This is a genomic window from Micromonospora sp. WMMA1947 (assembly GCF_027497355.1).
Classification (GTDB): domain Bacteria; phylum Actinomycetota; class Actinomycetes; order Mycobacteriales; family Micromonosporaceae; genus Micromonospora.
The window spans coordinates 1,831,081-1,853,786 of sequence record NZ_CP114909.1 but is presented as its reverse complement, the minus strand read 5'-3'; the positions used below and the strand labels follow the sequence as shown (position 1 = coordinate 1,853,786).

The 22,706-nt window shown below is 72.2% G+C and carries 21 protein-coding genes; 8 read left to right on the top strand and 13 right to left on the bottom strand.

Translation table 11 applies throughout. The features are described 5' to 3' along the window. Nucleotides 1-249 precede the first annotated feature (249 nt). The 9 genes from O7604_RS08955 to O7604_RS08915 all read right to left on the bottom strand — a co-directional run bounded on the left by O7604_RS08955 (nt 250) and on the right by O7604_RS08915 (nt 11,404). Nucleotides 250-387 (bottom strand): hypothetical protein, encoded by a 138-nt coding sequence (locus O7604_RS08955; RefSeq protein ID WP_013283356.1) that lies wholly within the window; start codon nt 385-387, stop codon nt 250-252. A gap of 76 nt (nt 388-463) precedes the next feature. Further along, the gene (locus O7604_RS08950) at nt 464-1,372 is read right to left on the bottom strand and encodes an IS5 family transposase (protein WP_281579359.1); all 909 of its coding nucleotides are present in this window, start codon (nt 1,370-1,372) and stop codon (nt 464-466) included. 282 nt (nt 1,373-1,654) lie between these two features. Then, nucleotides 1,655-3,118: a dihydrolipoamide acetyltransferase family protein gene (locus O7604_RS08945; RefSeq protein ID WP_281579936.1), complete on the bottom strand. Its 1,464-nt coding sequence runs from the start codon at nt 3,116-3,118 to the stop codon at nt 1,655-1,657. Between the two features lie 5 nt (nt 3,119-3,123). Further along, nucleotides 3,124-4,113: an alpha-ketoacid dehydrogenase subunit beta gene (locus O7604_RS08940; protein ID WP_128138856.1), complete on the bottom strand. Its 990-nt coding sequence runs from the start codon at nt 4,111-4,113 to the stop codon at nt 3,124-3,126. Beyond that, the gene (gene pdhA / locus O7604_RS08935; protein ID WP_281579386.1) at nt 4,113-5,291 is read right to left on the bottom strand and encodes a pyruvate dehydrogenase (acetyl-transferring) E1 component subunit alpha; all 1,179 of its coding nucleotides are present in this window, start codon (nt 5,289-5,291) and stop codon (nt 4,113-4,115) included. Before pdhA ends, O7604_RS08940 begins: the two co-directional genes overlap by 1 nt. A 609-nt stretch (nt 5,292-5,900) precedes the next feature. Further along, nucleotides 5,901-6,356, bottom strand: coding sequence for a hypothetical protein (locus O7604_RS08930; protein ID WP_281579385.1), 456 nt, complete (start codon nt 6,354-6,356; stop codon nt 5,901-5,903). 273 nt (nt 6,357-6,629) lie between these two features. Next, a complete protein-coding gene (locus O7604_RS08925) occupies nt 6,630-7,856 on the bottom strand; it encodes a hypothetical protein (RefSeq protein ID WP_269703153.1) in 1,227 nt (408 codons plus the stop codon). A 51-nt stretch (nt 7,857-7,907) separates the two neighbouring features. Further along, nucleotides 7,908-9,566, bottom strand: a complete 1,659-nt coding sequence (locus tag O7604_RS08920) for a GTPase (RefSeq protein ID WP_281579935.1) — start codon at nt 9,564-9,566, stop codon at nt 7,908-7,910. Between the two features lie 17 nt (nt 9,567-9,583). Then, nucleotides 9,584-11,404 (bottom strand): ABC transporter, encoded by a 1,821-nt coding sequence (locus O7604_RS08915; RefSeq protein ID WP_281579384.1) that lies wholly within the window; start codon nt 11,402-11,404, stop codon nt 9,584-9,586. A gap of 210 nt (nt 11,405-11,614) precedes the next feature. Between O7604_RS08915 and dnaK the strand changes: the two genes are divergently transcribed. The 5 genes from dnaK (at nt 11,615) to O7604_RS08890 (ending at nt 16,382) form a co-directional block, all read left to right on the top strand. Beyond that, nucleotides 11,615-13,483: a molecular chaperone DnaK gene (dnaK, locus tag O7604_RS08910; protein WP_216931468.1), complete on the top strand. Its 1,869-nt coding sequence runs from the start codon at nt 11,615-11,617 to the stop codon at nt 13,481-13,483. Between the two features lie 48 nt (nt 13,484-13,531). Beyond that, complete coding sequence (gene grpE, locus O7604_RS08905; RefSeq protein WP_269703150.1) at nt 13,532-14,266, top strand: nucleotide exchange factor GrpE; 735 nt, start codon at nt 13,532-13,534, stop codon at nt 14,264-14,266. Between the two features lie 79 nt (nt 14,267-14,345). After that, nucleotides 14,346-15,533: a molecular chaperone DnaJ gene (gene dnaJ, locus O7604_RS08900; RefSeq protein ID WP_281579383.1), complete on the top strand. Its 1,188-nt coding sequence runs from the start codon at nt 14,346-14,348 to the stop codon at nt 15,531-15,533. A 24-nt stretch (nt 15,534-15,557) separates the two neighbouring features. Beyond that, complete coding sequence (locus tag O7604_RS08895; RefSeq protein WP_120572381.1) at nt 15,558-15,998, top strand: MerR family transcriptional regulator; 441 nt, start codon at nt 15,558-15,560, stop codon at nt 15,996-15,998. A 177-nt stretch (nt 15,999-16,175) separates the two neighbouring features. Continuing rightward, nucleotides 16,176-16,382 (top strand): hypothetical protein, encoded by a 207-nt coding sequence (locus tag O7604_RS08890; protein WP_043327580.1) that lies wholly within the window; start codon nt 16,176-16,178, stop codon nt 16,380-16,382. Nucleotides 16,383-16,441: 59 nt separating this feature from the next. Here the strand turns inward: O7604_RS08890 and O7604_RS08885 are convergent, their stop codons facing one another. The 4 genes from O7604_RS08885 to O7604_RS08870 all read right to left on the bottom strand — a co-directional run bounded on the left by O7604_RS08885 (nt 16,442) and on the right by O7604_RS08870 (nt 19,058). Beyond that, nucleotides 16,442-16,870: a hypothetical protein gene (locus tag O7604_RS08885; RefSeq protein WP_135242700.1), complete on the bottom strand. Its 429-nt coding sequence runs from the start codon at nt 16,868-16,870 to the stop codon at nt 16,442-16,444. Nucleotides 16,871-17,035: 165 nt separating this feature from the next. Further along, on the bottom strand, nt 17,036-18,253 hold the full coding sequence (locus O7604_RS08880) for a cation:proton antiporter (protein WP_281579382.1): 1,218 nt from the start codon (nt 18,251-18,253) through the stop codon (nt 17,036-17,038). Between the two features lie 5 nt (nt 18,254-18,258). Beyond that, a complete protein-coding gene (locus tag O7604_RS08875; protein WP_269703145.1) occupies nt 18,259-18,759 on the bottom strand; it encodes a cation:proton antiporter regulatory subunit in 501 nt (166 codons plus the stop codon). Nucleotides 18,760-18,827: 68 nt separating this feature from the next. Next, nucleotides 18,828-19,058, bottom strand: coding sequence for a winged helix-turn-helix domain-containing protein (locus tag O7604_RS08870; protein WP_281579381.1), 231 nt, complete (start codon nt 19,056-19,058; stop codon nt 18,828-18,830). Nucleotides 19,059-19,322: 264 nt separating this feature from the next. Between O7604_RS08870 and O7604_RS08865 the strand changes: the two genes are divergently transcribed. The 3 genes from O7604_RS08865 (at nt 19,323) to clpB (ending at nt 22,630) form a co-directional block, all read left to right on the top strand. Continuing rightward, the gene (locus O7604_RS08865; protein WP_281579934.1) at nt 19,323-19,628 is read left to right on the top strand and encodes a DivIVA domain-containing protein; all 306 of its coding nucleotides are present in this window, start codon (nt 19,323-19,325) and stop codon (nt 19,626-19,628) included. Then, nucleotides 19,625-19,879 (top strand): hypothetical protein, encoded by a 255-nt coding sequence (locus tag O7604_RS08860; protein ID WP_120572377.1) that lies wholly within the window; start codon nt 19,625-19,627, stop codon nt 19,877-19,879. Before O7604_RS08865 ends, O7604_RS08860 begins: the two co-directional genes overlap by 4 nt. Nucleotides 19,880-20,038: 159 nt before the next feature. Beyond that, nucleotides 20,039-22,630, top strand: coding sequence for an ATP-dependent chaperone ClpB (gene clpB, locus O7604_RS08855; protein ID WP_269703143.1), 2,592 nt, complete (start codon nt 20,039-20,041; stop codon nt 22,628-22,630). Nucleotides 22,631-22,706: the final 76 nt, after the last annotated feature.

The window sequence follows — 22,706 nt, the reverse complement described above, 5'->3', positions numbered from 1 at the left end:
CCCGCACCGTATCCGGTGGTCGCCCGGAGCCGCCCGGGGGAGCATCAGCCGTCACCGTCAGTCACCGGACGACGTCGATGGGTTTCACTTGCCCGCGTCGGCCCGGAACCAACCGGTTGGCGACCGTGCCAACCGTACCGGGCGGTGGAGCGAGGTGGAATCCCGGTGCCGACCGATGCCGATACGCCGAAGACCCGCCCGGTGTCGGGCGGGTCTTCGGACTGGAGGAGGTGAGAAAGGTCTGTGACGTCAGCTCATGTGACGCTGGGCGATGGCGAGAAGCTCCTCGCGGACCGCGGGCGAGTTCGCGGAACGCAGCGCGTGCTCGATGGCGCGGGCGCGGCGGTTGGCGTCGCGGCGGGTGCGGATTCGCTCGATCATGCTCATCTTGGGTCTCTCCTCCTGGCTATTCGGTTGTCAGCCCCTTGATGTCTCTATTTAAGTGAGTGTTTGAGATTCCGGCTCAGGTGTGGGTTGCCTGGGCCGGTTTCGTGTGTCGGGCCAGGCGGGTGACCATGACGTGGATCATGGCCCAGGTAACGAAGGCGGCGTGGCTGGCCGGTAGGCGTTCGTAGTCGCGGACGCAGCGGCGTTTCTTGCTGATCCAGGCGAAGGTGCGTTCGACGACCCAGCGGCGGGGCAGCACGACGAAGGTGTGTTGTCCGGGGAGTTTGCGGACCAGGTGCACGGTGAGGTCGAGGGCGTGGCGGGCCCAGGTGCTCAGGGTGCCGATGTAGCCGCCGTCTGCCCAGAGCAGGCGTAGGCGGGGGTGGAACAGCCGGGTGCGCCAGAGCAGGTCCCGGGCGATGCTGCGGTCGTTGACGTGCGCGCCGGTGACCATGACGGCCAGGAGTAGGCCCATGGTGTCCACGACGATGTGGCGTTTACGGCCGTTGACCTTCTTCGCCACGTCGAAACCGCGGCTGTGTCGGGGCACGGTGTCCGCGGCGCGCACCGACTGAGAATCGATCGCTCCGGCGCTGGGATGCGCGTGCCGTCCGGCGGCGGTACGGCACTGCTCCCGCAACCGGTCGTGCAGACGCATCAACGTGTGGTCATCGCGCCATCGAGCGAACCACCAGTACACCGTCCCCGGGGGCGGGAACTCCCGCGGCAGGGCCCGCCACGGACAACCGGTGCAGGCCACATACAAGATCGCCGTGACGATCGCCCGCATCGGATGCGACGGCGGCCGCCCCCGCCGACCGACCGACACCGGCGTGACCAGCGGCGCGATCAACGCCCACTGCGCATCGGTCAGATCACCGGGATACCGCCGCCGCACCGCCCGTTCCCGTTCCCGCCGCACCCGCTGCGACGGATAACGGCGGGGCGACGCGGACGGCGTGACAGTGATCGGGTACAACGTCATCAGAAGGCCCTCGGTATGGAAACGGTTGGCTCGACACCACCGGACCTACCGAGGGCCTTCCCTCACCTCAACCCAACACGCCGCCGCACCCCAAATCTCAAACACTCACTAAGCGCACCGGGCCGCCCATCGCCATCGATTATTAGGTGAGCTGAACCACGTACCTACGGATCGTAGGTCGACGCGCCCTCAGATCCTATGATTCCGTTCCCAAAACGGTCACGGCCGGTGTGCCGGGTGTTCACCCGTGGCACACCGGCCGTGACCGGAGCGATCGGTACGTCAGGTCCAGGCGAGCAGCGCCGCCTCCGGGTCGACCAGGAACTCACCGATGTCGCGGAGGAACTTCGAGCCCAGCTCGCCGTCGATGATCCGGTGGTCGAAGGACAGGCCCAGCGTGGTCACCAGGCGCGGCTTCACCTTGCCCTTGTGCACCCAGGGCTGCTCCCGTACCGCGCCGAAGGCGAGGATCGCCGACTCGCCCGGGGGCAGGATCGGCGTACCGGTGTCGACGCCGAAGACGCCGACGTTGGTGATGGTGAGCGTGCCGCCGGACATGTCCGCCGGGGACGTCTTCCCCGACTTCGCGGTCTGCACCAGCTGCGTCATCGCGTCCGCCAGCTCGCGCAGCGAGAGCCGCCCGGCGTCCTTGATGTTCGGCACGATCAGGCCGCGCTCGGTGGCCGCCGCGATGCCGAGGTTGACGTACTCCTTCACCACGATCTCGTCGCCGGCCCAGGTCGAGTTGACCATCGGGTGCCGCTTGACCGCCAGCAGCACCGCCTTGGCGACCAGCAGCAGCGGCGAGACCCGCACGTCGCGCCACTCGCGCCGGTCACGCAGCCGGTCCAGCGCCTTCATCGCCCGGGTCACGTCGACGGTCAGGAACTCCGTCACGTGCGGGGCGGTGAACGCCGATCGGGCCATGTTCTCCGCGGTGAGCTTGCGTACCCCCTTGACCGGGATGCGCTGCTCGCGGTCCGCGCCGAAGCTCGCGGCCGACGCGGCCGGTGCCGCGACCGTCAGCGGCTCGGCCGCCGCCGGGGTCGCGCTCGCCGCCCGCTGTACGTCCTCACGGGTGATCGAGCCGAGCGGACCCGAGCCGGTGAGCGTGGCCAGGTCGATGCCGAGATCCTTCGCCAGCTTGCGGACCGGCGGCTTGGCCAGCACCGGGCCGGTGACCCGGCCGTTGCCGTTCACCGCCGGAGCGGGCGCCACCGGCGCGGGCGCGACAGGCGCGGGTGCCACCGGAGCGGCGGCCTGAGCCGGTGCCGCCGCCGGCGCGTCGCCCTTGCGGGGACGGCGCTTGGCCGGGGCGTTGCGCGGGCCGTAGCCGACCAGCACGGCGGTACGCCCACCCGGGGCCACACCACCGATCAGGCCCGGCTCGACCATGCCCTCGGCCGGCGCGACCTGGACCGCGGCCAGCGACGCGGCCGACGGGGCCGGCAGGTCCGACGCGGGAGTCGCGGTGGTGGACTCCTCGATCGGCCCGGCGTTCGGGTCGGTGTCGATCGCGATGATCGGCACGCCGACCTCGACGGTGGACCCCTCCGGGTGGAAGATCGCCTGCACCCGTCCGGCCCACTTCGCCGGGATCTCGACCGCCGCCTTGGCGGTCTCCACCTCGACGATCGGCTGGTTCAGCTCGATGTCGTCGCCGACCTTGACCAACCAGGCGAGGATCTCGCCCTCGGTCAGGCCCTCGCCCAGGTCGGGAAGGTTGAACTCCTTGATCCGGGACATGCCGCTCACCAGCCGAACGTGCGGTCGACGGCGTCGAGCACCCGGTCCAGGTCGGGCAGGTACTCCTCCTCCACCCGGGCGGCCGGGTAGGGGGTGTCGAAGCCGGTCACCCGCAGCACCGGGGACTCCAGGGAGTAGAAGCACTCCTCGGTGATCCGGGCCGCGATCTCCGACCCGAGACCCAGGTTGCCCGGGGCCTCGTGTACGACCACGCAGCGGCCGGTGCGCCGCACCGACTCGTACGCGGCGGTCAGGTCCAGCGGCGAGATCGTCCGCAGGTCGATGACCTCCAGCTCGCGGCCGTCCTCGGCGGCGGCGGTGGCCGCGTCGAGCGCGGTGCGGACCATCGGGCCGTACGCCAGCACCGTCGCGTCGGTGCCGGGCCGCGCGACCCGGGCCGAGTGCAGCGGGTACGCGTCGGCGATCGGCGCCTCCAGGTCCACCGGACCCTTCTCCCAGTAGCGCCGCTTCGGCTCCAGGAACACGATCGGGTCGTCCGAGGCGATCGCCTGCTGGATCATCACGTACGCGTCCTGCGGGTTCGCGCAGCTCACCACCTTGAGACCGGCGGTGTGCGCGAAGTACGCCTCGGGCGACTCGGAGTGGTGCTCGACGGCGCCGATGCCGCCGCCGAACGGGATGCGGATGACCATCGGGATCCGCACCTTGCCCTGCGAGCGGTAGTGCATCTTCGCCACCTGCGACACGATCTGGTCGTACGCGGGGTAGACGAAGCCGTCGAACTGGATCTCGCAGACCGGCCGGAAGCCACGGATGGCCAGGCCGACGGCGGTGCCGATGATGCCGGACTCGGCCAGCGGGGTGTCGATCACGCGCTGGTCGCCGAAGTCCTTCTGGAGGCCGTCGGTGATCCGGAACACGCCGCCGAGCTTGCCGACGTCCTCGCCCATGATGACGACCTTCGGGTCGTTCTCCAGGGCCCGCCGCAGACCGGTGTTGAGTGCCTTGCCGAGGGTGAGCGTCTCCGTGGCCATCAGTGCGCGCTCCCCTCGAAGGACTCCATGTACTGCGTGAACCGGGCCCGCTGCTCGTCCAGTTCGGGAGAGCCGTTGGGGTAGACGTGGTCGAACATGGTCGTCGGCTGCGGGTCGGGCATGGCGAGCACGCGCTCGCGCAGGTGCACCGACTCGGTGCGGGCCTGCTCGTCGACAGCGGTGAAGAACGACTCGTCGGCGATCTTCTGCTTGGTCAGGAACGCCTTCATCCGGGCGATCGGGTCCTTCGCCTGCCACGCCTCGACCTCGCTGGCGATGCGGTAGCGGGTCGGGTCGTCGGAGGTGGTGTGCGCGCCCATCCGGTAGGTGTACGCCTCGATCAGGCTCGGGCCCTGGCCGTTGCGCGCGTTGTCCAGCGCGTGCCGGGTCACCGCGTACGACGCGAGCACGTCGTTGCCGTCCACCCGGACACCCGGGAAGCCGAACCCGCCGGCCCGCCGGTACAGCGGCACGCGGGTCTGCCGCTCCAGCGGCTCGGAGATGGCGTACTGGTTGTTCTGGCAGAAGAACACCAGCGGGGCGTTGAAGACGCTGGCCCAGACGAACGACTCGTTGACGTCGCCCTGGCTGGTGGCGCCGTCGCCGAAGTAGGCGATGACCGCCTCGCCGTCCTCGCCGCCGGTCTTGCCGTCCATGGCGACACCCATGGCGTACCCGGTCGCGTGCAGGGTCTGCGCCCCGATCACGATCGTGTACATGTTGAACTTGAACTCGTTCGGGTCCCAGCCGCCCTGGTCGACGCCGCGGAACAGGCCCAGCGGCATGATCGGGTCGATGCCGCGGCAGTAGAGCACGCCGTGCTCGCGGTAGGTCGGGAAAGCCATGTCCTGCTTCCGCAGCGCCCGGCCGGAGCCGACCTGCGCGGCCTCCTGGCCCAGCAGGCTGGCCCACAGGCCCAGTTCGCCCTGGCGCTGCAGAGCGGTGGCCTCGGCGTCCAGCTTGCGGACCAGCACGAGGTCGCGGTAGAGCCCGCGGTACTCCTCGTCGGTGAAGTCGACGCGGTACTCGGTCCCGTCCGGGCCGAGCGCGCTCTCGATCCGCTCACCCTCGGGGGTGAGCAGCTGTACGAGTTCGGCTTCACCGGTCGCGGCGGCGCGTCTGGTACGGGGTGCGGCCCGCTTACTGCGGGTGGCGGCCCCGGGGTCGCCCTTTGCCATCCGTCTCTCCCTGTCTGTCTGCGCCGGCGCCGGGGGTTACCCGAGCCGCGCACCTCGTGCGCCCGCCCGGCTGGTGCCGGGTCGGTCCCTGGCGACCGCGCCTGACCCCGGTAGGGGTTGCCGCGCGGTGTGAGCCGGAGTCCGTCGGGACAGACCCAGGCCCGGGAGCGCCGGCACCGTTCCGCACCAGCCGCGGGGTACGCGGAAGTGGCGGCTGCGTTGCCGTCGTGTCTGAATGATTGCAGAGGAGGTGAGCGGGCCCACAGTATGGCCTCCCTCGCCGGTGAGGTTCCATCGGGTTCATGACGGATGAGCGCTTTTGTCCCCAGTGGCGGGAGCGGGCGACGCACAAAATGTGTGTCGACACGCGGTTGCGACTGGTGAACTGAGCGTCACTGGGTCAAGCTTGCGATGAGCCACGGCGCGGCATTTGTCCTGATATTCGCGCTGCTCTTCGTCCCGTCCGTGCGTGAGGAGTGTGCCGGTGTCCGAACCAGAGGGTCCGCCCGGTACGCCCTTCCTCGGCCGCCACCGGGCCCTGCCCGCCTCCCCGTACCGCCGGGTCGTGGGCGCCCACCGCGCCCCCGGAACGGGCGGTCCCAGCCGCGGCTACCTGCTCACCGTGGCGCTGCTCGCCGGCACCGCCTCCATGCCGATCCTCGCCGCCATCAGCACCGGATCCGCCACCGTCGGCAACAGCGCCCTCCCCGACACCAGCACCCCGTTCCTGCCGACCCCCTCGGTCGGCCCGGTGGTCATCCCGATGCCCCAGGGCACCCAGGCCCCGGTGCCGTCCACGCCCACGCCCGCCGTCGACGTGACCTCGGTGCCCCCGGCGCGGCCGGTGCTCCCGGCGGCACCGGCCCTGCCCGACGACAGCGACCTCGGCTCCCGGCACCGGTCCCGCCCGGTCGCCGCGCCCCCGCCGCCGGCCGCGCCCGTCCGGCCCACCCCGGTCCGCCCGCCCCGCCCGTCGCCGGTGCCCTCACCGTCGCCGTCACACTCGCCGTCCGACCCGGCCACGCCGACGCCCGAGCCGAGCCCGAGCCCCGAGCCGTCGGTCACGACGGCCGAGCCGACGCCCACCTCCGAGCCCTCGTCGGAACCGACGTCCGAGCCCTCCGGCCCATCGGGTACGTCCGGTCCTGTCGATCCGTCAGGCCCCGCCGATCCGCCGGGTTCCGCCGGACCGTCCGCCACCTCTGTTCCGTCCGGCCCGGCCCGGCCATCGGTGTCCCACACCTCATGATCGACACCACTTCGCCGTAGTGGTGCGATCCCACCCGGCCCGATGCAGCCACCTCGCCGAGGTGGTGCCGATCATGCGGGCGTGAATGCCTAGGCCGGGTCGTCGGTCAGGCGGTGGCGGTTCGCCTCGATCCAGGCGTTCAGCGCCTCCGGGTCGTCCGGGTCCACCCCGTCCGCCATGAGCTGGGCCACCGCCGCGGTGGCGGGGCTGCGCCGCTCGCCGGTGCTGTAGAGCCGGGCGAACTCCGGGACCATCTCGGTGATCGCCTCGTCCGTCCGGGCGGCGGCCGACTGCGACAGCCCGCGCTGCCGGGCCGCGTACGCCGCCCAGGCGCGCAGCACCCGGGGCAGCATCGCCGCGTCGTCCATGTCCAGCACGGCACGGCGGTGCACCCAGTCGAGCAGGAACAGCTCGGCCACCATCGGGCTCCACCGCATCGGGTCGGCGTCCGGGAAGCTGGCCGCGTGGTCGAGCAGCAGGCCGAGGCAGAAGTGCAGCGAGGCCAGCTCGCCGTCGGCCACCTCGGGCAGGCCGAAGCGGGCCGCCTCCGGCGAGTCGAGGAACGCGCGGACCAGGCGGGTGCGCTCCTCGTCGGTGGGCGCCGGCATCACGGCCGGACCGGCCGGCGGTGTCGGCCCCGGGAGTGCGGCCAGCCGCGCGCCCACGAGCGCCCGGTCGGTGGCGAGCGAGCCCTGCGCGGGCAGTTCGGCCAGGTCGTCGGTGACCGCCAGGTGACGGCTCACCTCGGCGTGCATCCGGGCCGGGTCCTCGGTGCGGAACCAGGTGAACTCGTCCTCGGTGCAGATCTCCCGGGCCTGCTCGACGATCCGCCCGGCCGGGCCGCCGACGAAGACGTCCTTGGTGATGCCGATGTTGTGGTCGACCAGGGCCACCAGCGCGTGCTCCGGGCCGCCCTCCTCCTCGTCGTCGTACGCGAACGTGGCGAGGTAGGAGGTCTGGTCGCCGTACACGTCGCCGTAGGCCCAGGCGCCGGTGACGCGCACCCGGCCCAGCTGACCGGCCCACGACGGGGCGTACGCGCCGGGCCGGACCCGGGCGGCGCCCTCGGCGTCGGGCACCAGGGCGGCGAAGACGGCCCGCAGGGTGGTCGCGGCGGCGCTGCGGCGCCGGGACGTGGCGGCGAGGAAACCGGTGACGAAGTCGCGGACGGCCTGCTCCCGGTCGTGCTCCGCGACGGCGTAGACGCTGCCCAGCAACGCGGCGCCGAGCATCTCCGCGTCCAGGGCCGAGTCGAGCCTCGTCACGTCGCGCGCGGCGTGCAGCACCGCGTCGTAGGGGGTCTGTGGCGTGGCCATGTATCGACCCTACGCCGCACCGGCCGCCCCCACACCGGTCAGCACGCCGGTCTAGCGCCGTCCCGCCTCGCGCAGCGCGTCCCGGGCCGTGCCGTAGCGCGTCAGCACCGCCCAGACCGGGTCCAGCACGTACTTCTCGGAGACGCTGCCCACGGATGTGAGCAGGCGTTGCTCGGCCCGCGCCCGGGCCCGCCGGGCCGCCCACCCGACCACCGGCCGGGTGAGTGCCGCGATCAGCAGCCCGGCCAGCAGGCCGCCGAGCAGCAGGACGGTGGGCCAGGGCACCACACCGAGCGTCGGGTGCTCCAGCGGCGGCAGGCCGAGCAGGCGCACCGCGTACCCGATGATCAGCCAGACCAGGCCGGCCAGCGCGGCGAGGGTGACCACCCACTGCAGCGCGCCGACCACCCGCCACCAGGCGGGCCGGCGGTCCATGCCCAGGTCGGTCGCGGCGACCGCGTGGTCGAGCGCGCCCGGCAGGTCGGCCTGCCGGCCCCGGGCCGCGGCGGTCACCGCGGCGGGCCACGGCGCGGGCAGACCGCCACCGGCCCGCTCGGCAACCGCGCGGATCGCCAGCGTGACCGCCGAGCGCTGCGCGGCCGTCGGATCGGGTACGGAGGTGGCCGCGACCAGGCTCTCCGCCGGCGCGTCCGGATCCCGCCCGGACAGGTGCAGCCGGCGCAGCGGATCCGGCCGCAGCTTGCGCCAGCTCCGCAGCAGCGGCCAGCCGGTGTTGCCGACCGCCCGGTGCCGGTACGCCCCCTCGACCGCCGCCGCCACCGTCGGCACCCCGGCCGCGCCGGCGAGGGCCCGGGTCAGCTCCTGCGCCGAGGCGTCACCGGGCCGGGTGCGCGGTGGCTCCGGCCCGACGAGCGGTTCGAGATCGTCCACCACGGCGTCCACGTCGCCGGAGAGCCGGCGCAGCGCGGCCTGCCGTTCGGCGACCGTACGCTCCAGTTCGGCCCGCAGCCCGTCCAGCCCGTTCGGGTCCACCGCGACGGTCGGCAGCAGCGGCACCCCGCCCAGCCCGTCGTCATCGAGCAGCCGGCGCAGGTCGTCCAGGACCCTGGGCAGCTCGGTCGGGTGCAGCCGGTCGGCCTGGTTGAGCACCACGACCGTGACGTCCTTGTGTCTGTGGAACTCGCGCAGGTAGCTCGTGTGGATCACGCGGTCGGCGTACTTCTGCGGGTCGACCACCCAGACCACCAGGTCGACCAGGCCGAGCAGGCGGTCCACCTCCAGCCGGTGGCCGTGCTGCACCGAGTCGAAGTCGGGCAGGTCGAGCAGGACCAGGCCGTGCAGGTTCGACTCGTCGTCGGCGTCCAGCGGGCTCTCCCGGACGAACCGGTGCCGGGGCAGCACCCCGATCCAGTCGAGCAGCCGGACCGCGCCGTCCAGCGGGCCCCACACGCACGCGTGCGCGACACCCGTGGTGGGGCGGCGTACGCCCACCGGGGAGAGGTCGAGCCGCGCCAGCGAGTTGAACAGGCTCGACTTGCCGCTGCCCGTCGCGCCGGCGAGCGCGACCACCGTGTGTCGGCCGGAGAGCGCGAGCCGGTCACCGGCGCGCTCGACCACCGTGTGCGCGGCGACCAGTTGAGCGTCGGGCACGTCGCCGTCCACCGCGGCCAGGAACCGCTGGATCGCCTGGAGGCGCTCGATCAGCACGTCCGGGTCGACCCGCTGCTCGCCGCGCAGCGCGTCACGCATCCGTCCGACGACGTTGCTCACTGGCGACCGTCCTGCTCGGTGTTCGTCGGGAACAGACCGCTGCGGTGCCGGGCCCGCTCGACCTCGACGGCGGACCAGCGCAGCGCCGCACCGGCGTTCGCGGCCGGGCGCTCGGCCTCGGTGCGGCTCAGGAAGCGCTCGGCCTCCTCGGCCAGCAGCTTGCCCACCCGGTCGAGCAGGTCGACGCGGGCCTTGCGGGCCAGGTTGCGGACCGCCTGGTCGCCGAAGATCGCCTGGAGCACCGTCTGCCCGGCGACCGCCGTGCCGGTGCCCGCGGCGACCTCCAGCCCGGTGGGGATGAACGCGGTGGAGGCGAACACACCGATCATGACGGCGAGGCCGGTGGCGTTCACCGCGTACGCGGCGGTGCGCGCCACGAACCGCCGGTCGCCGCCCTCGACCCGGACCAGCTCCAGCACGCCGCGCTGCCAGTCGCGGACCAGCTGCTCGGCCCGCTCCGGCAGGTCGGCCGAGGGGTGCGCCAGGTCCGGCTCCAGCAGCGCCGCGCCCGCCGGGTGCGCCTTCCAGCCCGTGTACGCGTTCTCCGCCGCCTCGGCCGCCACCCCGCGCAGCAGCGTGACGAGCTGGGACTCGATCGCGGTACGCAGTTCCGCGGCGGGAGCGGGCCGTCCGGTGACCGCCGCGACCACCCGGTCGCGCAGCCGCCCGATGCGGGCCTCCAGCCCGCGGAAGAAGTCGCCGGTGCCGATGAACTCCTGCCAGCGCGCCAGCACCTCACCGCGCAGCAGCCGGCCGTCCTTGAGCCCCTGGTCGACGCTGCGCTCCGCGCTGCGGTACGCGGCCTGGACCCGCTCGTCCAGCGCGTCGGCGGCGGTGACCTGCTCGTCGGCGGCCTCGGCCAGCGCCTCCACCACCGGGTGCAGCGCGGCCAGCGCGCCGTCGAGCGTCTGCCGGACCACCGCGGCGCGGGCCTCGGCATCGGCGGCGAGCCGGGAGAACCAGTCGCTGAGCGGTGCGGTGATCCGGTCCGGCAGCAGCCCCTGCCCGTCCACCCAGGTCTCCGGCAGCACGAACAGCGGCGCGGCACCCAGCTCCTGCTCGGCGAGCATCTCGGACAGGTGGGCGGCGACCTCGTCGGCTGCCTCCGGGGGGACCCGGTCCAGCACCATCGCCACGGCGGTGCCCCGGGCGCGGGCGCTGCGCAGCAGCTCCCAGGGGACGGCGTCGGCGTACCGGGCGGCGGTGGTGACGAACAGCCAGAGGTCGGCGGCGGCGAGCAGCTGACCGGCGAGCGCCCGGTTGGCGTCGACCACCGAGTCGATGTCCGGCGCGTCGAGGAAGGCCAGGCCGGGCGGCAGTGCCGGCGCGGTGACCAGGTGCAGGGTGCCCGGCTGCTCGCTGGGCTCGGTGGTCCGGGTCAGGCCGGGCAGCAGGTCGCCCTGCCGGAACCAGGCCGCGTCGGTCGGGCTGCACACCAGCACCGGGGAGCGGGTGGTGGGGCGGAGCACGCCCGCCGCGCTGACCCGCGCCTTGACCAGGCTGTTGACGAGCGTCGACTTGCCGGCGCCGGTGGAGCCGCCGACGACCACCAGGAGCGGGGCGTCGAGCCGGGCCAGCCGGGGCAGCAGGTAGTCGTCGAGCTGGTCGGTGACGCTCGCCGCGGCGTGCCGGGCCGGCTCGGCCGAGGGGAGGGCGAGCGGGAAGCGGGCCGCATCGATCGCCGCCCGCAGGCCGGAGAGCGCGGCGGGCAGGCCGTCGGCGGCGTGAGCAGGCTGGTCGTCGCCGGTGGTGGCTCCGGTGCGGGCTGCGACGGCGGGCGCGCCGGCACGGGTGGCGGAATCGCCATGCGTCGTCACCGCTAAAGCGTGCCCGACCGACGCAAGGTAAGACAACCGGACAGTAGTAACGGTCGGGTTGCGCCGGGTCGGCTCAACCTCGACTTGCGGATTGGCGATCGCGTGGCACTATTGAGTCAAGTTCACTCAACTTATGGTGCGGTCGCTTCCGGGCGACCCGCCGGGCAGGCCGTCTGACCTGCTCACCCGTTACGAAGCGAGGAAGCGAACATGGCACGTGCGGTCGGCATCGACCTCGGCACGACGAACTCCTGCGTCAGCGTTCTCGAGGGCGGTGAGCCCACCGTCATCGCCAACGCCGAGGGCTCGCGTACGACTCCCTCGATCGTCGCGTTCGCCCGCAACGGCGAGGTGCTCGTCGGTGAGGTCGCCAAGCGCCAGGCGGTGACCAACCCCGACCGGACCATCCGGTCGGTCAAGCGTGAGATCGGCACCAACTGGACCGTCGACATCGACGGCAAGAAGTACACCCCGCAGGAGATCTCGGCGCGCACGCTGATGAAGCTCAAGCGGGACGCCGAGGCGTACCTGGGCGAGCAGATCACCGACGCGGTGATCACCGTCCCGGCCTACTTCAACGACGGGCAGCGTCAGGCCACCAAGGAGGCCGGTGAGATCGCCGGCTTCAACGTGCTGCGGATCGTGAACGAGCCGACCGCGGCGGCCCTGGCGTACGGCCTGGACAAGGGCTCCAAGGAGCAGACCGTCCTGGTCTTCGACCTCGGCGGCGGCACCTTCGACGTGTCGCTGCTGGAGCTGGCCGAGGGCGTGGTGGAGGTCAAGTCCACCAGCGGTGACAACCAGCTCGGTGGTGACGACTGGGACCAGCGCATCATCGACCACCTGGTGAAGACGTTCCGCGGCGAGCACGGCATCGACCTCTCGCAGGACAAGATGGCCATGCAGCGGCTCAAGGAGGCCGCCGAGAAGGCCAAGATCGAGCTGTCCGCCGCGACCACCAGCAACATCAACCTGCCGTACATCACCGCCGGTTCGGCCGGCCCGCTGCACCTCGACGTGACGCTCAGCCGCGCCGAGTTCCAGCGCATGACGCAGGACCTGCTGGACCGCTGCAAGGGCCCGTTCGAGCAGGCCGTCAAGGACGCCGGCATCAAGATCTCCGACGTCGACCACGTCATCCTGGTCGGCGGCTCGACCCGGATGCCGGCCGTGACCGACCTGGTCAAGCAGCTCACCGGCCGCGACCCGAACAAGGGCGTCAACCCGGACGAGGTCGTCGCCGTCGGCGCCGCCCTGCAGGCCGGTGTGCTCAAGGGCGAGGTCAAGGACGTCCTGCTGCTCGACGTGACCCCGCTGAGCCTGGGCATCGAGACCAAGGGCGGCATCTTCACCAAGCTCATCGAGCGCAACACCACCATCCCGACCAAGCGCTCCGAGGTGTTCACCACCGCCGACGACAACCAGCCGTCGGTGCTGATCCAGGTGTTCCAGGGCGAGCGGGACATCGCCGCCTACAACAAGAAGCTCGGCACCTTCGAGCTGACCGGTCTCCCGCCGGCCCCGCGCGGCGTGCCCCAGATCGAGGTCACGTTCGACATCGACGCCAACGGCATCGTGAACGTGCACGCCAAGGACCTGGGCACCGGCAAGGAGCAGAAGATGACGATCACCGGCGGCTCCTCGCTGCCGAAGGACGACATCGAGCGGATGCGCCGGGACGCCGAGGAGCACGCCGACGAGGACAAGCGTCGCCGTGAGGAGGCCGAGACCCGCAACGTGGCCGAGGCGCTTCAGTGGCAGACCGAGAAGTTCCTCGCCGAGAGCGGCGACAAGCTGCCCGGCGAGAACCGCGACCAGCTCAACGAGGCGCTCGGCGAGCTGCGTAGCGCCCTCGGCGGGCAGGACATCGAGAAGATCAAGTCCGCGCACGAGAAGCTGGCGCAGGTCTCCCAGCAGGCGGGCTCGCTGCTCTACGCCCAGCAGCAGGAGGGCGAGCAGACCGCCCCGGGCGCTGCCGGGCCGGGTGCGGGTGCCGGTGCCGGTGCGGCCGGTGGCCCGAAGGCCGGTGGCGACGACGACGTGGTCGACGCGGAGATCGTGGACGAGGACAAGAAGTGACATCCGGTCCCGGACACGATTCGCACGGCAGAGGGATGAGGTAACCGCATGACGGACAAGCCACGCGCGGCCGACCCGGGTGCCACCGGGTCGGCGGGCGCCGGCAAGGACGCCGGCGACGAACCCCGGGTCGTCATCCGTGACAAGCGCAAGCTCGGCAAGGTGACCGAGCAGCCCGCGAACGACGCCTCGGCGGCCGACGCGGCCGCCGACGCGCCCGCCGAAGGGCTGGTCGAGGAGGCCGAGGTCGTGGTCGACGAGATCGGCGGCGAGGCCGAGGTCAGCGGTCCGGCCGTGGTCGACGCGCCCGCCGAGCCGAAGGGCGGGACCGGCACGGACGCGCCGCTCGGTGCCGAGCTGGAGTCGCTCCGCACCGACCTGGAGGAGCGCACCCGCGACCTCCAGCGGGTCACGGCGGAGTACGCCAACTACCGCAAGCGGGTCGACCGGGACCGCAACCTGGTGCAGGAGCAGGCAACCGGGGCGGTGCTCACCGCGCTGCTGCCGATCCTCGACGACCTGGACCGGGCGCGCGAGCACGGCGACCTGGTGGGCCCGTTCGGCAGTGTGGCCGAGCAGCTCACCGGCGCGCTGGCCAAGTTCGGCCTGACCGCGTTCGGCGAGACCGGTGACCCGTTCGACCCGACCCGGCACGAGGCGGTGGCGCACCAGACCTCCGCCGACGTGACCGAGCCGACCTGCGTACAGGTCATGCGGCGCGGTTACCAGCTCGGCGAGCGGCTGCTGCGGCCCGCCATGGTCGCGGTCGCGGACCCGGAGTAGTGCCGACCCGTGACGTCCCGCCCGCCCGCACCGGGCGGGCGGGACGACCGGGATTCGACCCGTGGAAGGGGGTGGACCGGTGAGTTCCAAGGACTGGATCGAGAAGGACTACTACGCCGCGTTGGGCGTGGACAAGTCCGCCTCCTCGGACGAGATCAAGAAGGCGTACCGCAAGTTGGCCCGGGAGTCGCACCCGGACCACAACCCCGGCGACACCGGTGCCGAGGAGCGGTTCAAGACCGTCTCCGAGGCGTACGCGGTGCTCGGTGACGAGAAGAAGCGCCGCGAGTACGACGAGATGCGCTCGCTGTTCGGCTCCGGTGCCTTCCGGCGCAACGCCCGCGGCGGGGGCCAGCCGGGCGGCATGCCGTTCGACGTCTCCGACCTGTTCGGCGGCGGCGCGGGCGGTGGCGACACCCGGTTCAGCGGTGGTGGCTTCACCGACCTGTTCAGCTCGATCTTCTCCGGTGGCGGGGGCGCCGGCGGTCCGGCACGCCCGCGTGGCCCGGCCCGCGGGCGGGACGTCGAGACCGAGGTCGCGCTCGACTTCACCGACGCGGTACGTGGCGTCACGCTGCCGCTGACGCTGCGCGCCCCCGGAGTCTGCGACACCTGCCACGGCAACGGCGCGAAGCCCGGCACCCAGCCGGTGGCCTGCCCGGTCTGTCACGGCGCCGGGGTGACTACCCGCAACCAGGGGTCGTTCAGCTTCTCCGAGCCGTGCCGCAACTGCCAGGGCGTCGGCACGATCGTCGAGGAGAAGTGCCCGGAGTGCCACGGCACCGGCGGGGTCACCAAGACCCGCACACTCAACGTGCGCTTCCCGGCCGGTGTGGCCGACGGGCAGCGGATCCGCCTGGCCGGCCGGGGCGAGCCCGGCGAGCGGGGCGGCCCGGCCGGTGACCTGTTCGTGCAGGTGAAGGTCCGCCCGGACGAGCTGTTCGGGCGTACCGGGGACGACCTGACCCTGACCGTCCCGATCACGTACGCCGAGGCGGTTCTCGGCACGGACCTGCGCGTACCGACCCTGGACGGGACGGTGACCCTGCGGGTGCCACCGGGTACGCCCGGTGGGCGGGTGCTGCGCGCCCGCGGCAAGGGCGTCGTACGCAAGGACGGCCGCGCCGGTGACCTGCTGGTCACGCTCGACGTGGTGGTCCCGGCGAAGGTGTCGGACGAGGCGCGGGCGGCGCTGGAGACCTTCGCGGCGCAGACTCCGCCCGCCGCGCGGGAACATCTCGACGCGCGGGTACGTCGATTCAGTTGAGGTCGGCAGCGGAGGTGAGCGGGCATGTCGGAGGAGTACGTCGGCTCGGGTGACCCGGCCTACGAGGCCAAGGTCTTGATGATCTCGGTGGCCGCGCGAATGGCGGGGATGCACCCCCAGACGCTGCGCCAGTACGACCGGCTGGGCCTGGTGCAGGCCGGCCGGGCGTCCGGCGGCGGTCGCCGGTACAGCGTCCGGGACGTGGTGCTGCTCCGCGAGGTGCAGCGCCTCAGCCAGGACGACGGGATCAACCTGGCCGGGGTCAAGCGGATCATCGGGTTGGAGCGCCTGCTCGAAGAGGCGCAGCAGCGGGTGGCCCGGCTGGAGGCGGAACTGGACGCCGCGTACCGGCGGATCGCCGAGCTGGAGTCGCTCGGTGGCTTCCCCCGCGGCGACCTCGTGCCCACCAACCGCACGTCCACCGCGCTCGTCGTCTGGCGTCCGCGCCGCGCTCCCGACCGCTGACCTCGTACCGGAAGGCCGGCGCGCCCCGCTCCCCCGGGGCCGCGCCGGCCTTCGTCCTTTCCCGGGCCGGTTCGCGGCCCGGGTCAGGGGAATCCGGGGTACGGCGGGGCACTGTCGATTAGGCTTTTCCTCAGGGGCAAAAGCCTCATAGCGGACTCCGGGCTGGCGGGGGGAGCCATGGCGGAACCGGCGAAGAAGGTGGCCGAGCGCGCGGAGGAACGGCTGGAGAAGGTGGCCGAGAACGTCCGCGAGCGGTTCGACCGGGTCACCGAGGGACGCTTCAGCGACAAGGTCAAGGAAGGGCGCTTCGCCGACCAGACGGACCACGGTGTGGACCGGGCACGGGACGACGAGCGGCGCAAGAAGCAGGGCGGATCGACCTGACGATCCGCCGACGTGCGGGCCGGGATCCACGGGGGATCCCGGCCCGTTCGTCGTTCGTGTCAGAGGCGGCGGTTCTCGCGGACCAGGCCGCCCTCGCACCAGTCCCGGTAGACGAAGAGGTCCGGCCGGGCGAGCAGCACCCGGCTGTTGTGCGCCCAGTTGCGCATCAGGTCGTCGCCGGACTTCTCGGCCTGCTCGACCAGCTTGCGGAACCGGCGCTTGGGGTGGGCGCGGAAGTTCGTCCGGATGCCGTCGGCGGCGTAGATGTAGAGGCAGTGCAGCGCGAACCGCCGCGCCGGGCAGCCCTGGTCCATCGCCAGGTCGAACAGCGTCTGCACCAGGTGGTCACCGGCGACGAGCAGATCCCAGTCGGGCGGCATCGAGGTCAGCGGCACCGAATCCGGCTGATACGCCCACGAGCGGAGCTCGGCGGGCGAGGGATCGACCGGGTTGGCGAAGCCGCGGAACGTCTCTTCCTGCACGCTCACCGGCCGACCTTCCGCTTGCGCTGGCGGGGGCGCAGGCCACCCGCGGACCCTGGCTGCTGGGCCGAAACGTTAACGCGGTTGGGCGGAGCAGTGGTAGACCTTCCCGGGATCAATTTGACAACGCCGGGCCGGATCTGCCCTCGGCTGATCCGGCCCGGCGCCGTGTCAGTCGCCGGAGCCCAGGGGCAGCGGCGCGGGCGGCCGTGCGGCGACGGCGCGGCTGCGCAGCCACTGCTTGAACCATCGGGTGTCGGGCAGCCGGGCGAGCAGCGGCCCGGTCACCACCGTGATCAACACGTACGCGGTGGCGAGCGCGGCGAGCTTCGGTTCCACCGGGTAGATGGCCGAGACGGCCAGCCCGGCGATGACGATGGAGAACTCGCCACGCGGGGTCAGCGCCAGACCGGCCCGCCAGCGCCCGGGCTCGGCGATCCCGACCCGGCGGGCGGCCAGGTAGCCGGTGGCCACCTTCGTCGCCATGGTGACCACTGCGAGCAGCAGCGCGGGCACCAGCACCGGCGGCATGTCCAGCGGATTGGTGACCAGCCCGAAGAACACGAAGAAGACCGCGGCGAAGAGATCACGCAGCGGGGAGAGCAGTTCGGTGGCGTGGTGCGCGACCGGCCCGGACAGCGCGATGCCCACCAGGAACGCGCCGACCGCCGCGGAGACCTGGAGCTTGGCCGCGACGCCCGCGACCAGCAGGGTGAGGCCGAGTACCCCGAGCAGGAGCGCCTCCGGATCCTTGGCGGAGAGCGCGGCGGAGATCAGGTGGCCGTACCGGATCGCCACGGCCAGCACGACGACCACGGTGAACACCGCGATGGCGAGCGCGATGCCGCCCTTCATCAGGCCGACCCCGGCGAGCAGCGCGGTGACCAACGGCAGGTAGAGGGCCATGGCCAGGTCCTCGATCACCAGGACGGACAGGATCACCGGCGTCTCCCGGTTACCCACCCGGCCCAGGTCGCCGAGCACCTTGGCGATCACGCCGGACGACGACACCCACGTGACGCCCGCGAGCACCACCGCCGCCACCCAGCCCCAGCCGAGCAGGAGCGCGAAGGCGAAACCGGGCAGCGCGTTGAAGACCGCGTCGATCACGCCGGCCGGCGCGGCCGACCGGAGGTTGCCCACCAGTTCGTTGGCGCTGTACTCCAGACCGAGCATGACCAGCAGCAGGATCACGCCGATCTCGGCGCCGACGGCGAAGAACTCCTCGCTGGCGTTGAGCGGCAGCAGCCCGCCGTGCCCGAACGCCAGGCCGGCGAGCAGGTACAGCGGGATGGGCGAGACGCCGAAGCGACGGCTCAGCCGGCCGAGCAGGCCGAGCAGGAGCAGCAGCGCACCGACTTCGATGAGCAGGATTGTGGTTTCGTGCATACGCGTCAGCCGTCCGGATCGGTCTCGGCGAGAATCGCGGTCACGCCGTCGAGCCCCTGACGGGTGCCGACCACGACGACCACATCGCCGGCCTCGAACCGGAAGGTGGGTTCGGGCGAGACGTTCACGGCGCCCTGACGCAGCACGGCCACGATGGACGCGCTGGTCCGGGTGCGCGCCTTGGTGTCCCCGAGCCGCTTGCCGACGTACTTCGACCCCGCCGGGATGGCCACCTGCTCGGTCAGCAGCCCGGCGGCCTGCTCGCGCAGACCGGAGAGCTGACCCAGCATCAGCGACGCGCCGAGGATGTCGGCGAGCGCCTCCGCCTCGTCGTCGGTCAGGGGTATGTCATGTTGGCAGGAGTCGGGATCGTCCGGGTCGTAGAGGACCAGGTCGCGACGGCCATTGCGGTGGGAGACCACACCGAGCCGGCGGCCGGACTCCGTCATCAGATCATGACGTACGCCGATCCCGGGCAGGGAGGTCTGCTCGACACGTACTCGCACGCGGGTGAGGCTACTCCGGGCGCGCACCTGCCGCGTCCGGGGTGGATCAGTCGCTCGGCGCTGCGTGATCAGGGGGTGTCGTCGCGAGCGGTGACATAGGTGCCCTTGCCCTGATGTCCCTCGACCAGACCTTCGGCCTGAAGGATCAACAGCGCCGAGCGGACCGGCTCCGCGGACACCTGGTAGTGCGCGATCAGTTCACGCAGGGAGGGGAGTTTGTCGCCAGGGCCGTACTCACCCGAAGCGATCTTGTCTCTGATGTCCTGCGCGATTCTCTGACGGTCCGAAACTCGGGGCATGGCGGCAACTCCTGGTAGGCCCCGAGATCTTCCCACGAGTCAGACCGGTCAGCCAACACTTCGCGTGCTAAGCATGCTCACTCCTTGTCATGCAATGCTTTGCATTGTATGTTCCTCGTGCGGATGCCTTCGGCGGAACGCCTGGTAGGCAAACCGGCCCTCCGGTTGGCACCCGTGGTCGGCGCGACTGGTCGTGCGCGGCCAGTCGTGTCGCCTCACCCGTCTCCTTGGCCTGGAAGAAGGGACAGCGTCGTGCGCAATCTCCTGCGAATACGTCCGAAGCGGCGGAGCCTCACCCCGCCCAACTCCGCGCCGGTCGGTGCCTACCGCTCCGCGTCGTACCTTCCGCTCCGGCCCTGGCAGGTGCGGGGCCGCCGCTTCGCGACGCGCCGCCGAGGGCTGGACCCCGCCGAGGTCGCCGCGTTCCTCGATCGCGTCGCCGGGGACCTCGCCGCCGCGTACGCCGAAGTCGCCCGGAGTCGTGAGGAGACGGCCCGGATCAAGGGCGCCCTGCGTGAGTGGCAGTCCCGGCAGGCCCCGTCGATGCGCGACCTGGCCGGGCGGCCGTGACCGGGCGGTACGTGATCCACCTGCCGGTGCGTGCGGCCGATCTGGCTCGGGCGAAGATGCTCGGTCGCACGGCCGGACGGTCGTTGGCGTTCCTCGCGGTGGTGGAGCTGGGTGGCATCACCGTCTCGGCCGAGGACGACCAGGCCGTACGCCATTGGGTGTTCTGCGACCGCAAGCTGGACGGCGGCCGGCGTTGCGTGCTGCGCGCCGACCACGAGACCCCGTGCCTCGCGCGCCTGCCACGTCGCTGAGATCTTGGTACGAAAGGGCCCTCGGAGGGGCCGTTTCGTACCAAGATCTCTCCGGCCGGACCGGAGGGCGGTGACTCAGGTCACAGGGGTGGAGTTGAGCGGAATAGACTCAACTCTGGTTGTGTCATGTCCAGTGGACACGCCGATCCGGGGGAGCCCATGAACACGGAACGTCTCACCACCAAGAGCCGCGAGGCCATCACCGGTGCCGTCGCGCTGGCGAACCAGCGCGGTCACGCCACCGTGGAGCCCTGGCACCTGCTGCTGTCACTGCTGGACACCGAGGGCTCGACCGCCGCGGGCCTGCTGCGCGCCGTCGGGGCCGACCCCGCCGAGCTGCGCCGCGTCGCCCAGCGCTCGGTCGACGCGCTGCCCGCCGCGCGCGGGTCGAGCATCGCCGAGCCGACGCTGGCCCGCGAGTTCGTCAACGCCATCGGCGCCGCCGAACAGATCGCGCGGCCGCTGGGCGACGAGTACACCTCCACCGAGCACCTGCTGGCCGGGCTCGCCCGGGTCGGCGGCGCCGTCTCGGTCGCGCTGAAGAACTCCGGCGCCACCGAGGAGAACCTGGTCGCCGCGTTCCCGACCGTCCGGGGCGGGGACCGCCGGGTCACCACCGCCGACCCGGAGCAGACCTACCAGGCCCTGGCCAAGTACGGCGTGGACCTCACCGCCAGCGCCCGCGACGGCAAGATCGACCCGGTGATCGGCCGAGACTCGGAGATCCGCCGGGTGATCCAGGTGCTGTCCCGGCGTACCAAGAACAACCCGGTGCTGATCGGCGAGCCGGGCGTCGGCAAGACCGCGATCGTGGAGGGCCTGGCCCAGCGGATCGTGGCCGGCGACGTGCCGGAGTCGCTGCGGGACAAGAAGCTGGTCTCGCTCGACCTCGGCGCGATGGTCGCCGGCGCGTCCTACCGCGGTCAGTTCGAGGAGCGGCTGAAGTCCGTGCTGGAGGAGATCAAGAACTCCGACGGCCAGGTCATCACGTTCCTCGACGAGCTGCACACCGTGGTCGGCGCCGGCAAGGGCGAGGGCTCGATGGACGCCGGCAACATGCTCAAGCCGATGCTGGCGCGCGGTGAGCTGCGGATGGTCGGCGCGACGACGCTCGACGAGTACCGCGAGCACATCGAGAAGGACCCCGCGCTGGAGCGCCGCTTCCAGCCGGTGCTGGTCGGCGAGCCGACCATCGAGGACACCATCGGCATCCTGCGCGGGCTCAAGGAGCGCTACGAGGTGCACCACGGCGTACGCATCACCGACGCCGCCCTGGTCGCCGCCGCCGCGCTCTCCGACCGGTACATCACCGACCGCTTCCTGCCGGACAAGGCGATCGACCTGGTGGACGAGTCCGCGTCCCGGCTGCGCATGGAGATCGACTCGCGCCCGGTCGAGGTGGACGAGATCGAGCGGGCGGTACGCCGCCTGGAGATCGAGGAGATGGCGCTGGCGAAGGAGCCGGACGCCGCGTCCGCCGAGCGTCTGGAGCGGCTGCGCAAGGAGCTGGCCGACAAGCGCGAGCAGCTCACCGCGCTCTCCGAACGCTGGCAGACCGAGAAGAGCCACATCACCAAGCTCTCCACCGCCAAGGAGGAGCTGGAGCGCCTCGGCGGCGAGGCCGAGCGGGCCGAGCGCGACGGCGAGCTGGAACGCGCCGCCGAGCTGCGGTACGGCCGGATCCCCGCGCTGCGGACCGAGCTGAAGCAGGCCGAGGAGGAGCTGGCCCGGCTCCAGGCCGACGGCGCGATGCTCAAGGAGGAGGTCGGCGCGGACGACATCGCCGCCGTGGTCGCCTCCTGGACCGGCATCCCCGCCGGCCGGCTGCTCGAAGGCGAGACCGCCAAGCTGCTCCGGATGGAGGAGTCGCTGCGGGCCCGCGTCGTCGGCCAGGCCGAGGCGGTGGGCGCGGTCTCCGACGCGGTGCGCCGCGCCCGGGCCGGCGTCGCCGACCCGGACCGCCCGACCGGCAGCTTCCTGTTCCTCGGCCCGACCGGCGTCGGCAAGACCGAGCTCGCCAAGGCGCTCGCCGAGTTCCTCTTCGACGACGAGCGGGCCATGGTCCGCATCGACATGAGCGAGTACGGCGAGAAGCACTCGGTGGCCCGCCTGGTCGGTGCCCCGCCCGGATACGTCGGCTACGAGGAGGGCGGCCAGCTCACCGAGGCGGTACGCCGCCGGCCGTACTCGGTGATCCTGCTGGACGAGGTGGAGAAGGCCCACCCGGACGTCTTCGACGTGCTGCTCCAGGTGCTCGACGACGGCCGGCTCACCGACGGTCAGGGCCGTACCGTGGACTTCCGCAACGCGATCCTGATCCTCACCTCGAACCTGGGTTCGTCGGTGATCAGCGACCTGACGCTCAGCGAGAACGAGCGCCGGGAGGGCGTGCTCGCGGTGGTCCGGTCGCACTTCAAGCCGGAGTTCCTCAACCGGCTCGACGACATCGTGGTGTTCGCCGCGCTCCAGGGCGAGGACCTGCGCTCGATCGTGGACATCCAGCTCGACCGGATGCGTACCCGTCTCGCGGACCGCCGGCTGGGCCTGGAGATCACCGACGCGGCCCGGACGTGGCTGGCCGAGCACGGGTACGACCCGATCTACGGCGCCCGCCCGCTGCGCCGGCTGGTGCAGTCGGCGATCGGCGACCAGCTCGCCAAGGCGCTGCTGGCCGGTGAGATCCGCGACGGCGACACGGTCCGCGTCGACCTGTCCGACACCAAGGAGTCCCTCGCGGTCACCGCCGCCTGACCCGCCCCACCCGCGAAGGCCCGGCCGCCCAGGCCGGGCCTTCGCCGTCCGGTGGGACGGGCGGCGCAGCGGGCGA

Coding starts and splice junctions, on each gene's coding strand:
- O7604_RS08945 (WP_281579936.1), bottom strand. CDS start 3,118: ATGTCCCGGATCAAGGAGTTCAACCTTCCCGACCTGGGCGAGGGCCTG.
- grpE (WP_269703150.1), top strand. CDS start 13,532: ATGACGGACAAGCCACGCGCGGCCGACCCGGGTGCCACCGGGTCGGCG.
- O7604_RS08955 (WP_013283356.1), bottom strand. CDS start 387: ATGAGCATGATCGAGCGAATCCGCACCCGCCGCGACGCCAACCGCCGC.
- clpB (WP_269703143.1), top strand. CDS start 20,039: ATGAACACGGAACGTCTCACCACCAAGAGCCGCGAGGCCATCACCGGT.
- dnaK (WP_216931468.1), top strand. CDS start 11,615: ATGGCACGTGCGGTCGGCATCGACCTCGGCACGACGAACTCCTGCGTC.
- O7604_RS08895 (WP_120572381.1), top strand. CDS start 15,558: ATGTCGGAGGAGTACGTCGGCTCGGGTGACCCGGCCTACGAGGCCAAG.
- pdhA (WP_281579386.1), bottom strand. CDS start 5,291: ATGGCAAAGGGCGACCCCGGGGCCGCCACCCGCAGTAAGCGGGCCGCA.
- O7604_RS08880 (WP_281579382.1), bottom strand. CDS start 18,253: ATGCACGAAACCACAATCCTGCTCATCGAAGTCGGTGCGCTGCTGCTC.
- O7604_RS08950 (WP_281579359.1), bottom strand. CDS start 1,372: ATGACGTTGTACCCGATCACTGTCACGCCGTCCGCGTCGCCCCGCCGT.
- O7604_RS08920 (WP_281579935.1), bottom strand. CDS start 9,566: ATGCGTGACGCGCTGCGCGGCGAGCAGCGGGTCGACCCGGACGTGCTG.
- O7604_RS08940 (WP_128138856.1), bottom strand. CDS start 4,113: ATGGCCACGGAGACGCTCACCCTCGGCAAGGCACTCAACACCGGTCTG.
- O7604_RS08870 (WP_281579381.1), bottom strand. CDS start 19,058: ATGCCCCGAGTTTCGGACCGTCAGAGAATCGCGCAGGACATCAGAGAC.
- O7604_RS08890 (WP_043327580.1), top strand. CDS start 16,176: ATGGCGGAACCGGCGAAGAAGGTGGCCGAGCGCGCGGAGGAACGGCTG.
- O7604_RS08925 (WP_269703153.1), bottom strand. CDS start 7,856: ATGGCCACGCCACAGACCCCCTACGACGCGGTGCTGCACGCCGCGCGC.